The organism is Mucilaginibacter sp. (assembly GCF_025362475.1).
In the GTDB taxonomy this organism is placed as follows: Bacteria; Bacteroidota; Bacteroidia; order Sphingobacteriales; family Sphingobacteriaceae; genus Mucilaginibacter.
Genome location: NZ_JANYGH010000060.1, coordinates 1 through 14,305, shown reverse-complemented (window position 1 = coordinate 14,305; position 14,305 = coordinate 1). Strand labels below are relative to the sequence as shown.

Annotated in this window: 14 protein-coding genes; 1 reads left to right on the top strand and 13 read right to left on the bottom strand. The window is 42.9% G+C overall.

What is annotated here, in order from left to right; genetic code table 11:
- From Q0R88_RS20950 to ilvD, 12 genes are all read right to left on the bottom strand, one after another.
- Positions 1-1,086: 2-isopropylmalate synthase (locus tag Q0R88_RS20950; protein ID WP_295720016.1), on the bottom strand; the 1,086-nt coding region annotated here is incomplete at its 3' end.
- A gap of 174 nt (positions 1,087-1,260) precedes the next feature.
- On the bottom strand, positions 1,261-2,016 hold the full coding sequence (locus Q0R88_RS20945) for a methyltransferase domain-containing protein (RefSeq protein ID WP_295720014.1): 756 nt from the start codon (positions 2,014-2,016) through the stop codon (positions 1,261-1,263).
- A gap of 43 nt (positions 2,017-2,059) precedes the next feature.
- Positions 2,060-2,449: a hypothetical protein gene (locus Q0R88_RS20940; RefSeq protein WP_295720012.1), complete on the bottom strand. Its 390-nt coding sequence runs from the start codon at positions 2,447-2,449 to the stop codon at positions 2,060-2,062.
- A gap of 21 nt (positions 2,450-2,470) precedes the next feature.
- Positions 2,471-3,541 (bottom strand): 3-isopropylmalate dehydrogenase, encoded by a 1,071-nt coding sequence (gene leuB / locus Q0R88_RS20935; RefSeq protein ID WP_295720009.1) that lies wholly within the window; start codon positions 3,539-3,541, stop codon positions 2,471-2,473.
- A gap of 50 nt (positions 3,542-3,591) precedes the next feature.
- Entirely contained in the window at positions 3,592-4,383 is a 792-nt protein-coding gene (locus tag Q0R88_RS20930; protein WP_295720006.1) for a methyltransferase domain-containing protein, read from the bottom strand.
- An 85-nt stretch (positions 4,384-4,468) separates the two neighbouring features.
- On the bottom strand, positions 4,469-5,059 hold the full coding sequence (gene leuD, locus Q0R88_RS20925) for a 3-isopropylmalate dehydratase small subunit (protein WP_295720004.1): 591 nt from the start codon (positions 5,057-5,059) through the stop codon (positions 4,469-4,471).
- 109 nt (positions 5,060-5,168) lie between these two features.
- The gene (locus tag Q0R88_RS20920; RefSeq protein WP_295720002.1) at positions 5,169-5,450 is read right to left on the bottom strand and encodes an antibiotic biosynthesis monooxygenase; all 282 of its coding nucleotides are present in this window, start codon (positions 5,448-5,450) and stop codon (positions 5,169-5,171) included.
- Positions 5,451-5,549: 99 nt separating this feature from the next.
- Positions 5,550-6,968 carry a 3-isopropylmalate dehydratase large subunit gene (leuC, locus tag Q0R88_RS20915; protein WP_295720000.1) on the bottom strand — a complete coding sequence of 473 codons (1,419 nt, stop codon included), beginning with the start codon at positions 6,966-6,968 and terminating at the stop codon, positions 5,550-5,552.
- A gap of 159 nt (positions 6,969-7,127) precedes the next feature.
- Complete coding sequence (gene ilvC / locus Q0R88_RS20910; protein WP_295719998.1) at positions 7,128-8,186, bottom strand: ketol-acid reductoisomerase; 1,059 nt, start codon at positions 8,184-8,186, stop codon at positions 7,128-7,130.
- 154 nt (positions 8,187-8,340) lie between these two features.
- On the bottom strand, positions 8,341-8,943 hold the full coding sequence (gene ilvN / locus Q0R88_RS20905; protein ID WP_295719997.1) for an acetolactate synthase small subunit: 603 nt from the start codon (positions 8,941-8,943) through the stop codon (positions 8,341-8,343).
- Positions 8,944-8,987: 44 nt separating this feature from the next.
- Positions 8,988-10,742: a biosynthetic-type acetolactate synthase large subunit gene (ilvB, locus tag Q0R88_RS20900; RefSeq protein WP_295719994.1), complete on the bottom strand. Its 1,755-nt coding sequence runs from the start codon at positions 10,740-10,742 to the stop codon at positions 8,988-8,990.
- 84 nt (positions 10,743-10,826) lie between these two features.
- Complete coding sequence (ilvD, locus tag Q0R88_RS20895) at positions 10,827-12,539, bottom strand: dihydroxy-acid dehydratase (protein ID WP_295719991.1); 1,713 nt, start codon at positions 12,537-12,539, stop codon at positions 10,827-10,829.
- Positions 12,540-13,060: 521 nt separating this feature from the next.
- Here ilvD and Q0R88_RS20890 point away from each other — a divergent pair.
- On the top strand, positions 13,061-13,849 hold the full coding sequence (locus Q0R88_RS20890) for a Fic family protein (RefSeq protein ID WP_295719989.1): 789 nt from the start codon (positions 13,061-13,063) through the stop codon (positions 13,847-13,849).
- A 9-nt stretch (positions 13,850-13,858) separates the two neighbouring features.
- Here Q0R88_RS20890 and Q0R88_RS20885 read toward each other — a convergent pair whose 3' ends face one another.
- Positions 13,859-14,173: a hypothetical protein gene (locus Q0R88_RS20885; RefSeq protein ID WP_295719988.1), complete on the bottom strand. Its 315-nt coding sequence runs from the start codon at positions 14,171-14,173 to the stop codon at positions 13,859-13,861.
- Between the last annotated feature and the right edge of the window lie 132 nt (positions 14,174-14,305).

Genomic DNA, 14,305 nt, shown 5'->3' with positions numbered 1-14,305 from the left:
AAATTTACTGTATACGTTGGCCAGTTCTTCTTTATCTAAAACAAAACCCAATCGTTCCAAATGGAACTTCAGAGCATGCCTGCCGCTGCGCGCGGTTAGCACTATTGTGGCGCTCGGAAAGCCTACATCTTCAGGGCGAATAATTTCATAGTTCTCGCGCATTTTCAGGAAACCATCCTGGTGAATGCCAGAGCTGTGTGCAAATGCATTGGCGCCTACAATAGCTTTATTGGGCTGTACCGGCATCCGCATCTGGGTACTGATCATATGGCTCAGCTCGAAGAATTTTTTTGCATCGATATTGGTATGTAAGCCCAAAACCTGGTGTACCTTCAAAATCATGACGACTTCTTCAATAGCGGTATTGCCTGCACGTTCGCCAATACCGTTGATGGTACCTTCAATCTGGCGGGCGCCATTTTGTAAGCCGGCGATAGAGTTGGCGGTTGCCAAACCTAAATCGTTATGGCAATGTACCGAGATGATGGCTTTATCAATGTTTTTAACGTTCTCTTTCAGGAAACGGATCTTGCTGCCATACTGATCTGGCAGGCAGTAGCCGTTGGTATCGGGGATATTAACCACGGTGGCACCGGCAGCAATAACGGCCTCAACCATCTGCGCTAAAAACACCACATCGGCACGACCGGCATCCTCGGCATAAAACTCGATATCTTCAACCGCGCGTTTGGCATATTTTACAGCTTCAACTGCACGCTCCAGGATCTCCTCGCGGGTGCTGTTGAATTTATGCTTGATGTGCATATCTGACGAACCAATCCCCGTATGGATGCGAGGGTGTTTGGCATATTTTAATGACTCGATAGCGGCATCAATATCACCTTTGTTGGCACGGGTTAAGGCGCAAACGGTAGGGTTTTTTACTGCTTTCGAAATCTCGACAACACTCTGAAAATCTCCCGGACTTGAAACCGGGAAACCGGCTTCAATAATATCCACGCCCAGTAATTCCAGTTCTTTTGCTATCTCAATCTTTTCGGGTGTGGTTAACTGGCATCCTGGTACCTGCTCGCCGTCGCGAAGCGTGGTATCAAAAACATAAACGCGGTTGGGATCGTGTAACATATCTTTTTATTTTAGTAGCAGGTAGTTATTGTTAGTACATAGTAGCAAGTATCAATTATTGTGATATTTGCTTTGTATGTGTATATAACTACCGTTGTGTGTTTAATTAATCTATAAATATCGTTAATTCAAGCATCAATTAAAAGTCTTGATACCTGATACTAACTACTAATATTATTCTTTAACCGCCACAAACCTCAATCGTTTATAATCAGCGTACCATTGGCCGCCTTCGTTATAATAAGGTTCAAGTTTGTCGGTTATTTCTTTTAGTATTTGTTCTTTTTCATCTTCGGCAATGCCTTCCAGAAATTGCGCGCCAAACATGGTTACCCATTTAGCTACGCCCTGGTCGCCATCCTGAAGCGGTGTTTTACGATCATAATGCGCCGCGAACGTTACCCTGAAGCCATGCTCTTCCAGCATTTTGGCGTATTCGCCGGTAGAAGGGAAGAACCATACTTTGGTATCTGCCTGCACGTGGTAGCCATGGTTATGCAGTACCAATTGCGTTGCTTCAACCAGTTTGGCCACGTTGCCTTTGCCACCCATTTCGGCAACAAAACGACCGCCATGTTTCAGCACATTGTAAACACTGCGCATCATGCCATTTTGATCCTTTACCCAATGAAGGGCAGCGTTGGAGAACACAGCATCGTATTTGTCATCGGCAAAAAAGTCGACAGCATCTTCAACCGCGAAATCAACATCAGGGTATTTTTCTTTTGCCTGTTGAATCATATCAGGCGATAGATCTGTACCTTTAACTATGGCGCCTTTATCCTGTATTAGCTTGGTTAAATGACCGGTACCGCAGCCCAGGTCGAGGATATGCTCACCAGGTTTAACATTCAATAATTCCAATACATCTTCTCCGTATTGAAATACGAAGGCATGTTTCTGGTCGTATAAATCAGCGTTCCACTTCATCTCTTTTTTTGATTGTACCGATGTTTTATGATTACACCGATTATTATTCTGTTACTACAATTGAATTACCTTCAATATGATTTTTGCTCTTGATATATTTTATAATAAAGGTAGCTACAGTTGCCAAAAACAAAACATTCGGCCAAATAACTATCATTAGTTCATACTTTACCAACAGCGTTGCTACAATCACAGCTGTACTCAATACAATTGACACCGCTATCATTAATATGTCGTAAGATTTTATAATGGCAATTACCCCAGTAATTTGTGTAACAATGATGGTTAATATAACCAGTTTGTCAATAGTATTATGCCCTATAAAATTTAAAATCATATATCCTTCCATCAAAATAAAACATGCCCGAAAATGTCCTGCATCTAACATGCAAAACAGGAACAATACCATGATGAGGATCTTCAACCATGTCATTTTTGATTTTTTGCCTTTAACCTATAAGTACTCCAGCACTTTTTGCCCCATGGCTTTGGTGCCTAAAATTTTAGCTTTATCGGTATTGGCATCAGCAATATCGCCGGTGCGGTAACCATCTTTCAACGTTTTATCAATAGCCGATGTGATCAGTTTAGCTTCATCTTTAAGCCCGAAGCTGATCTCTAACATCAAAGCTACGGATAATATAGATGCCAGTGGATTGGCCTTATCCATACCTGCAATATCATGTGCCGAGCCATGGATAGGTTCAAAGAAGCCTGTGCCATCGCCAATTGATGCCGATGCCAGCATCCCCATTGAACCGGCAATCTGCGATGCTTCATCAGTTAAAATATCACCAAAAAGGTTGGCGGTTAATACCACATCAAACTTTTTAGGGTTTTTAACCAGTTGCATGGCTGCATTATCAATAAACATGTGCTCGGTTTCAACTTCTGGGTAGTTTTTGGCCATTTCCTGAACCACCTCGCGCCAAAGTCGTGACGATTCCAACACGTTGGCTTTATCAACAGAACATAATCTTTTACCACGTACCATGGCAGCTTCATATGCTTTTATAGCGATGCGCTCAACCTCGTAACGGGAATAGATCATCAGATCGGATGCCGTGTTGCGGTCCTCGCTGCGTTTTTTCTCACCGAAGTAAACATCACCGGTAAGCTCCCGGAAGAAAAGAATGTCGGTTCCTTTCAAAATTTCCGGTTTCAGGCTTGAAGCATCCAGCAGCTCATCAAATAACATGATGGGGCGAAGGTTGGCATACAAGCCCAGTTCTTTACGTATTTTCAATAATCCCTGCTCCGGGCGCACCTTTGCAGATGGATCATTATCATATTTAATATGACCAATAGCGCCAAAAAGTATGGCATCACTGGCTTTTGCTTTTTCTAACGTTTCATCGGGCAGGGGATTGCCTGTAGCTTCGATACCCGCATGGCCCATCAGAGCCTCATCAAAAGTAAACTCATGGCCAAAATCCTGACCAATTTTTTCTAAAACCGCTTTACCCCAGGTGGTAACCTCGGGGCCTATCCCGTCGCCGGGTATTACTAAAATATGTTTCTTCATGAGGCCCTAACCCCCTAAAGGGGGAATTTTTTTGTTATAATTAGATATTGTTACGCGGGTTTTGTGCCGCGTATTTCTTTTAATTTCATTGTCATGCGCTCTGCGTCATTTTCTACCCATTCGGTATACTCATCTATCGCCAGCAGGCGCAACTCATCATCAATATAGCCTTCTTCAACCATTTGTTTTGACATGGCTACCTTGGCCCAGATGCCTGCTTTATTGACGAAGTTCGGCTGACCTTTTTTATAAACCTCATCCGCATCAAGTGATACAATACCAGTAAAACCGGCCTCTTCAAAATAGCCAGGCAAATCCTCGGCTATGTGATTATTCATACCGGCATCACCGCGCCATCTTAAAAAAGTAGCATAAAACCGCAGCATGCTTGGCGGCGGTTGTGGCTGCCATTCCAGCGCCTCGTGGTTATAATCTAATATAGATACTATTCCACCAGGTTTTAGCAGCGAGTACATTTTTTTCAATGCTTCAACAGGGTTGTTTAGCCATTGTAAAACTCTGGCGGCCACAATCAGGTCGAACTTTTCATCCGGCTGATAGGCAAACAGATCGGTATAAATCAGCTCCAGGTTTTTAACATCAGCGTAAGTTTCCTTACCACTTTGTATAAAATACTCGGTATTATCAATGCCCGTTACATGACCGGCAGAACCAACCTTAGCAGCTATATCTTTAGAGATAGCACCCGTACCACAACCCACATCCAAAACCCGGAGGCCCGGAGTGAGGAGGGGCGATAACGTTGCGTAATCAGCCTCCAGGCTTCGCTCGTCAAATAACTTAGCGGTGCCTTTTCCTTCTCTGTGGATTGTTTTGTTCATTAGTTCGCTTAGTTCATTGGTTCACTGGTTCATTAGTTCATTGGTCCTGGCAGTGGGCATGATTTCTGACCTTTCGCCTTTAACCTTACTTATGATCTTCAAATTCCTGGATCAATTCTTTTTTGCTCAGGATATAGTCGATATCATCATAGCCGTTGGTCATACAGGCTTTTTTGTAGGGATTAACCTCAAAGGTTTCCTGTTCGCCGGTTGCAACAATTTTAATAAACTGATCAACCAGATCAATCTCAACCACGGCATGCTCATCGGCATAAACCGCATCGAAGATCTTCTTTAAAAAATCATCGCTCACCTGTACTGGCAGCAAGCCGTTGTTTAGGGCGTTGCCTTTAAAAATATCGGCAAAAAAGCTGCTTACCACGGCATCAAAGCCATAATCGGCAATGGCCCAGGCAGCATGCTCGCGACTACTGCCGCAACCAAAGTTTTTACCTGCAACCAGTATTTTACCACTGTAATTAGGATTGTTGAGTACGAAATCCTGTTTAGCATTATCGTTCTCGTCAAAACGCCAGTCGCGGAATAAGTTATTGCCAAAACCATCGCGGGTAGTGGCTTTCAAAAACCGGGCAGGAATGATCTGGTCCGTATCGATATTCTCGATAGGCAAAGGCACCACGCTGGTTTGGATATGTTTGAATATTTTGGTTGCCATAATATCTCCTTTTCGTCATTGCGAGGTACGAAGCAATCCCCGATATGCAAATCCGCTCTGCATAGTTGGGATTGCTTCGTACCTCGCAATGACGCGTTATTATTTTTCTTTATTCGTAATGTTCTACAGTAGGGAAAGGATTATAAAAATGATGTAACAGCCTTTTCCATTCCTGGTATTCTTTTGATTCTCTGAAGCCTATTGTATGGTCGGTAAGTTTTTCCCATTCAACCAGTAAAATGAATTGGCTTGCGTGCTCAATACATCTTTTTAATTGATGGGAATGATAACCGGCCATTTTTGATATGATGCCCTGTGCTTTTGAAAATGCTTTTAAAAAGTCATCCTCCTGGCCAGGTATCACATTGAGTATGGCAACTTCAAGTATCATTTAAGTTTATTTTGTCATTGCGAGGGACGAAGCAATCCCTGATTTGAAAATCCACTCTGTATATTGGGGATTGCTTCGTACCTCGCAATGACGTGTTAATTAACTTACCAATTCCTTTTCTTTCAGGAATGTTCTTATATCCGTCACCTTACCTGTAATTGCAGAAGCAGCTGCGGTTAGCGGGCTTGCCAGGAAAGTGCGTGAGTTTGGTCCCTGCCTGCCTTCGAAGTTACGGTTGGAGGTAGATACACAGTATTTACCTGCGGGGATCTTATCCTCGTTCATGCCTAAACATGCGCTGCAGCCTGGTTCACGCAAAGGAAAACCTGCTTCACCTAATATCTTATCGAGACCTTCGCGGATGGCTTGTTCCTGTACTTGTTTGGAGCCGGGAACTACCCATGCTACTACGTTTTCTGCCTTGTGTTTGCCTTTTACAAATTCGGCAACCTGGCGTAAATCTTCTATACGCGAGTTGGTGCAGCTGCCGATGAAAACGTAATCAATAGGCTTACCTAATAATAGTTCGTCATCATGCAAGCCCATGTAGTCAAGGGCTTTTTTGTACGATCCCTGCTCTTTTGCCTCAAACGAAGCAGTTTCGGGAACGTGTTGTGTTATGCCGATACCCATACCCGGATTTGTTCCGTAGGTGATCATTGGCTCAATATCTTGGGCATTAAAGGATAATACTTCATCAAAAGCTGCATCAGCATCTGAGTATAAAGTTTTCCAGTAAGCTACTGCTTTATCCCACTCTTCGCCCTTTGGAGCAAATTCGCGGCCTTTTACATATTCAATAGTTGTTTCGTCGGGAGCAATCAAACCGCAACGGGCACCCATTTCGATGCTCATGTTACAGATGGTCATGCGGCCTTCCATGCTTAACGCGCGGATGGTATCGCCTGCATATTCCACAGCATAACCCGTACCGCCTGCGGCCGAGATCTTTGCAATGATGTACAGAATGATATCTTTAGCGCCAACGCCGTTATGCAGTTTGCCGTTAACTTCAATCTTCATTCGTTTTGGGCGCGATTGCAGTAAACACTGTGTAGCCATTACCTGCTCCACCTGTGAGGTACCTATACCAAATGCTATGGCACCAAAAGCGCCGTGTGTTGATGTATGGCTATCACCGCAAACATAAGTGCCTCCGGGACGGGTGATACCCAGCTCGGGCCCTATTACGTGTACAATACCCTGGAAAGGATGACCTAATCCATACAACTCGATACCAAATTCTGCACAGTTTTTGGTCAGCATATCAACCTGGTAGCGGGAAAGTTCTTCTTTAATGGGGAGGTGCTGATCAATTGTAGGAACGTTATGATCGGCAGTGGCCACTGTTTGTTTGGGCCTGAAAACCGGTAAGCCTCTTGTACGCAAACCATCAAATGCCTGCGGACTGGTTACCTCGTGAATAAAGTGTGTGTCGATGTATAAAATATCAGGAAAACCCTCGTTGCTACTGACGACGTGCGCATCCCAAATTTTATCAAATAATGTTTGTCCCATGGTTTTATAGTATCAAGTAGTTAGTATCAAGTATCAAGTACCTGACAGCGGGCGGCCAGCTTGATTTTTGATACTGCATTGGTATTTATAACAAGTAGTTAGTACCAGCAGCAAATCAAAAAAGTCTTGCTACTTGATACTAACTACTTGATACTTATTTTAAGCTTCTACAACCTGGTTTTCAGGGCGTAAGCTACGTACAGTTTTACCTGCCTGCCATAATTCGCTTTCGCGTAATTCTTTTAATTCCGCGTCTAATTTTTCGCGGTAATCAGGCTGGCTGTTTAAGTCGATTGAACGTTGTGACTCAACACCTGTTGCAACGCTTTTGTATAATTCTTCAAATACCGGTTTAGTGGCATCACGGAATTTTTTCCACCAATCCAAAGCACCACGTTGTGCTGTAGTTGAGCAATTGGCATACATCCAGTCCATACCATTTTCTGCAACTAAAGGCATTAATGATTGGGTTAACTCTTCAACAGTTTCGTTAAAGGCTTCAGATGGAGAGTGACCATTGGTGCGCAATACTTCGTACTGAGCAGCGAAAATACCCTGGATACAACCCATTAGCGTACCACGTTCGCCGGTTAAATCGCTGAATACTTCTTTTTTGAAGTTGGTTTCGAATAAATAACCGCTACCTACAGCGATACCTAATGAAATAACACGATCAAATGCTTTACCTGTTGCATCCTGGAAGATTGCATAGCTTGAATTTAAGCCGCGGCCTTGCAGAAACATACGGCGTAATGATGTACCAGAGCCTTTAGGGGCAACCAAAAATACGTCAACATCAGCCGGTGGAATGATACCTGTTTGCTCGTTAAAAGTAATACCAAACCCGTGAGAGAAGTATAATGCTTTACCCGGAGTAAGGTGTTTTTTAACAGTTGGCCATAAGGCAATCTGTGCTGCATCACTTAATAAGTAGCAAATTACTGTTCCTCTTTCTAAAGCTTCTTCAATTTCAAAAAGGGTTTCGCCCGGTACAAAGCCATCACTTACAGCTTTATCCCAAGTTTTGGTGCCTTTACGCTGACCAACAATAACATTAATGCCATTGTCTTTTTGGTTTAACGCCTGACCCGGACCTTGAACGCCATAGCCAATTACTGCTACAACTTCGTCTTTTAGTACTTCCTGAGCTTTTGATAAAGGGAACTCATCGCGGGTAACCACATTTTCTTCGGTACCGCCGAAATTTAATTTTGCCATGATTTTTAATTTTTGTGATTTCACCAATTAAGGATGATTTCACCGATTTTATTGTTAAAGTTTATATTTTATTTTTTGATTTCACCGGTTAAGGTAATCTCGTTGATTAGGAGTAGGGCCTTTTACCTTTCAGCTTTAGCCTTTCACCCTTTCCTTACATCGTAAATACTTTTTGTCCCTGGTTTAAATATTCGTTCTCAATAACGTCTTCGCCCGGTTCAAGGCGCTCAAACTCGCGCAATTTACGGTTAAATCCGTCACTATCTTTAATAATTGCAACGCGTGCACTACGTACAAATTCTATCAAACCGTAAGGCTGTAATATGCTGATCAGGTTATCGGTTTCCTCGCGGTGACCGGTAGTTTCAAACACCGTGTAATCCTTGCGAATCACTACCGCGCGGGCACCGTTCTCGCGCAATAAACGCTCAACGCTTACCTTTTCGGCAATAACATCTGTTGATACTTTATATAACGCCATTTCCTGCCAAATCACATCTTCGTTGGTATGATAATAGCATTTTAATACTTCTACCTGTTTCTCAATCTGGCGCGTTAACTTGCGTACCACATCTTCCGACTCGGTGATCACAATATTAAAGCGGTGAATGCTCTCTATCTCCGAAGGAGAAGTATTCAAGCTATCTATATTGATTTTACGACGGGTAAATATAATGGCTATCCGGTTCAATAAACCAATCTGGTTTTCGGTATAAACCGTGATGTTAAATTCCTGTTTTTCTATATCCTCGCTCATGTTTTCTATTTTTTTGAGTTTCCCCTTCAAGGGGGTTAGGGGGCCTATTTTAACCTTATCTCGCTTACACTGCATCCTTGTGGCACCATCGGGAACACGTTGTTCTCTTTGGTGACCATTACTTCCAAAAGGAATGATCCTTTGTTGTTTAGCATTTCATTTAATGCCGATGGAAGATCCTTACGGTCGTTGATCACTCTACCGGGGATGCGGTATGCTGCTGCCAGCGCCACAAAATCAGGGCTTTGGATATCAACGAACGAATAGCGGCGAGAGTTAAACAGCTCCTGCCATTGCCTCACCATACCCAGGAAACGATTGTTCAGGATAATGATCTTTACATCAATGCCGCATTGCATAATAGTACCCAGTTCCTGGCAGGTCATTTGAAAACCGCCGTCGCCGATGATAGCGACAACTGTACGGTCCTGAGCGCCAAATTTAGCACCAATGGCAGCTGGCAGGGCAAAGCCCATAGTACCTAAACCACCGCTGGTAACGTTGCTGCGGGTATTGTTGAATTGGGCATAGCGGCAGGCCACCATTTGGTGCTGACCCACATCGGTAACTATTACCGCTTCGCCTTTGGTAATTTCGTTTAGTTGTTTGATAACCTCGCCCATTGTCATTTCTAATGAGGTTGGGTTTAATTCGGGCTCAATTACCTGCTCAACTTCCTGGCGGGTATATTCATTGAATTTGGCCAGCCATTCGGTATGTTGTTTTTGCTGAATTGCGGCTGTAAGCAAGGGTAAAGTTTCTTTACAATCGCCCCAAACAGGCACGGTTGATTTTACGTTCTTGTCTATCTCGGCCGGGTCAATATCCAAGTGGATCACTTTAGCCTGTTTAGCATATTTATCTAAACGACCGGTTACACGATCATCAAAACGCATACCGATAGCTATCAATACATCACATTCGTTGGTTAATACGTTAGGGCCGTAGTTACCGTGCATGCCCAGCATACCCACATTTAGCGGATGACTTGTTGGGATAGCACCGGCGCCTAAAACTGTCCACGCTGCAGGGATACCGCTTTTTTCAACAAAAGCTTTAAATTCCTGCTCGGCGCTGCCTAAAATAACGCCCTGTCCAAAAAGGATAAATGGTTTTTTGGCTTCGTTAATTAAAGCGGCAGCTTCCTGTATGTATTGCGGGCGAACTATAGGTTTTGGCCTATAGCTGCGGATATGGTTGCAAGGTGTATACCCTTTATAGTTAAATAACTGGATCTGCGCGTTCTTTGTAATGTCGATCAATACTGGTCCTGGGCGACCGCTTTTGGCTATGTAGAAAGCCTTGGCAATTACCTCAGGGATCTCATTGGCGTCAGTTACCTGGTAGTTCCATTTGGTCACCGGGGTTGTAATATTGATCACGTCTGTTTCCTGGAAGGCATCGGTACCCAAAAGATGCGCGAAAACCTGTCCGGTGATACATACCAATGGTGTACTGTCAATTTGCGCATCGGCCAAACCGGTTACCAGGTTAGTAGCACCCGGACCGCTTGTAGCAAACACAACACCTACTTTGCCAGATGAGCGTGCATAGCCCTGCCCAGCATGGATGCCACCCTGCTCATGGCGCACCAGGATATGATTCAGCTTTTCTTTGTAATCAAACAAAGCATCGTAGATGGGCATAATTGCGCCACCCGGATAGCCGAAGATGGTATCAACACCTTCAACAATCAATGCCTCCAATAATGCTACCGACCCTGAAACTTCAACTATTGGTGCTTTCTCAGATTCTCCTGCGATTTCACCGATTTCCTGAACTATTGTTTGCGTCTCCATTTTTATCTTGATTTCACCGGTGATTTTTGATTTCACCGATTGTTCCTATATCTTTTTTCTATTAATCCTTGTTCCTTAATCCTCTTAAGGCATTTCATCTGTTACGCAACCTTCAGCAGCAGAGCTTACAGTTTTGGCGTAACGGTATAATAAGCCTTTGGTTGCTTTTAAAGCGGGCTGTTTCCAGGCGGCTTTACGTGCTGCCATTTCTTCGTCTGTTAATATCACATTGATGGTATTGCTTGTTGCATCAATAATGATCTTATCATCGTCGTTAATTAAACCTATGGCGCCCCCGTCAAAAGCTTCAGGGGTGATGTGGCCTACCACAAAACCGTGCGTACCGCCGCTAAAACGTCCGTCGGTAATTAATGCTACAGAGCTACCTAAACCTGCGCCAAAAATGGCCGATGTTGGCTTAAGCATTTCGGGCATACCCGGTGCGCCTTTAGGGCCTACGTTACGGATAACCACCACATCACCTTTTTTGACTCGGCCGCTTTGTATGCCATGTATCAGTTCAAACTCACCATCAAATACGCGGGCAGGGCCTTCAAAATGAGTGCCTTCTTTACCGCTGATCTTGGCTACACTACCACCCTCGGCAATGTTGCCATACAATATCTGTAAGTGACCGGTAGCTTTTACAGGGCTTTCAACCGGCCATATAATCTTTTGAGCATCAAAATCAAGCTCAGGAACTTCGGCTAAGTTTTCGGCAATGGTTTTACCGGTAACGGTAAGGCAATCGCCATGCAGCCAGCCTTGTTTAAGGCAATATTTCATTACGGCAGGTACGCCGCCAACATTATGCAGGTCTTCCATCATGTATTTACCGCTTGGCTTCATATCGGCCAATACCGGGATACGGTTACTGATGGTTTGGAAATCATCCTGGGTTACCTTAACATCAACACTTTTAGCCATCGCTATCAGGTGCAATACCGCGTTGGTTGATCCACCCAGTACCATGATTACCACTATAGCATTTTCAAATGCCTGGCGGGTCATGATGTCTGATGGTTTAATATCTTTCTCTAATAATATTTTGATAGCCTTACCTGCTGCCAGGCATTCAGCTTTTTTATCCTCGCTTAATGCGGGGTTTGATGATGAGTAAGGCAAACTCATGCCCAAAGCCTCAATAGCGGCAGCCATAGTGTTGGCTGTATAAACGCCACCACAGGCACCCGCGCTTGGGCAGGCATTTTTAATGATGCCCATAAAATCAACATCCTCAATGGTACCGGCCATTCTTTTGCCCAAAGCCTCAAATGCCGATACGATGTTCAGGTCTTCACCTTTCCAGTGACCAGGTTTAATAGTACCACCATATACCATGATAGACGGGCGGTTTAAACGGCCCATTGCCATGATGGAACCCGGCATGTTTTTATCACAACCAGGCAAAGTAATCAAGCCATCATAATACTGGGCGCCGGTAACAGCTTCGATAGAATCGGCAATGATGTCGCGGCTCACTAAAGAGTAGCGCATGCCTTCGGTACCGTTGCTCATACCATCACTTACACCAATAGTGTGGAATATCAAACCTACCATGTCCTCATCCCAGATACCTTGTTTAACCAGTTTAGCCAAGTCATTCAGGTGCATGTTGCAGGTATTGCCATCGTAGCCCATACTTGCCACACCAACCTGAGCTTTGCGCATGTCATCGTCTGTTAAACCGATGCCATAAAGCATGGCCTGTGCGGCCGGCTGTGTTGGATCCTGGGTGAAAGTTTTGCTATACTTATTCAATTCTATAGCCGCTGTGGTATCTGATGATGAACTCATTTTATTTTTTAGATAGACTAACTTTGTAAATTATTCTGGTTGTTGATCAGGTTTATGTGATTACGCGAATCAATAAACGTAAGGTAGATATAGCAACCGCGAATAACAATAGTTAAGATTTATTTTTTCAAAAAGTATATTGTATTGTATTTTTATGCTTAATCAATATAAAGTTACGTTAATTTATGTTTATTCAATATATAAATTTTCATAAAATAGACCAAAGTTCAAAACGGTATTCGGTACGTGTTTTATGCATGCATAGTAAGTTGTCGATTTTCTTCCTGAAATGGGGTAGATGACAGGAAAAGTTGTTTGGATGTGCTGATTTTAAATGCGCAGATATGCAGGTGAAGCTGGCTTTGCTTCGAGTCAAAATTTGCAAGTCTATATTCCAAAATTCACACATCAAAAAATTCACATCTGCACATTTGTAATCTGAAATCCGCACATCTATCCCGCTTCTTTTGCTAATTTTACGAAGGCTTAAAGGGCCACGGTAAAGTTTCTTATTGATTATTGTGATAGACATTCATTTAAATATATTAACAACTGATTTACTGGGCGATTTTTTGCAGCAGGTTGATGATTCTTTAGCTCAAAAGTTTAGCTTTTTAAAAGAAAGTGAACTCTCTGCCGATACCTTTAGTTTCTATACTTCTGTATCTGCGGTATTTTCCTCAAAAATAGAAGGGGAAAATATAGAGCTCGATTCTTTTATGAAGCACAAAATGCTTGGTGTAAAATTCCTGCCCGATTATACCCAAAAGATCGATGACCTTTATGAAGCTTACCAGTTAGCCCAACGTTCGGTATTGAATGCTGCCACTGTTAATCAGGTCCATGCCTTACTTACTACACACATCCTGCAACAACATCGCCGGGGCTATTTAAGAACCGGTAATATGTTTGTAATTACTCCCGATGGTAAAATTGAATATGTTGCATGTTTGCCCAACCTGGTTGAGAAGGAGTTAAACAAATTATACGCTGATATTGAAGTTCTGCTAAAAGCGGAGTTAAGCACAGCAGAAGTATTCTTTTTTGCGGCGCTAGTCCACCTGGTATTTGTAAAGATTCATCCCTTTGAGGATGGCAACGGCAGAACAGCCCGGTTACTCGAGAAATGGTTTGTAGCGCAAAAATTAGGCGGAAAAGCATGGTTCCTTCAATCAGAAAAATTGTATTACAATCAGCATCAAATCTATTACAACAACATCAGGCTGCTGGGTTTGGAGTATGATACTTTGGATTATTCAAAGGCATTGGCCTTTTTATTGATGTTGCCGCAGGCTTTGGATATTGGGTAACTTATTTTGTTATCCGATATTAAAAGTGATAATGCCTTCCGTCACAATAATGAAAACGAGCCATAAATAAAATTTTGTTTCTTTTGGTTTGCCAATAGCATATCCGCAACTCACCAGAAAGAATGTCCCTCCTACAACAAATAGAAAGGCCTCTAAATAGAAAATGCCTTCGCCAGCAGAAATACCACTTATTTCGGGGTGTTCTTTAAGTTGTGTTAAAAAGTGACACACGATTGCAATAACATAGACACAAAGTGAAGTGTATAAAACGAGCATTATAATTGCTATAGGGTGTCTCCTTAAAAGTTGTAAGAGTGGTTTCATGAATAGGTAAATTGATATTATTTAATGCTCATTATAACGAAAGGTAACCCGATATCAAAAAACAATCAGAAAAAACGTCCGGGTGTTATACCCGGACGTTTTTTCTGAAAAATAAGGGTATAGTTTATTTAT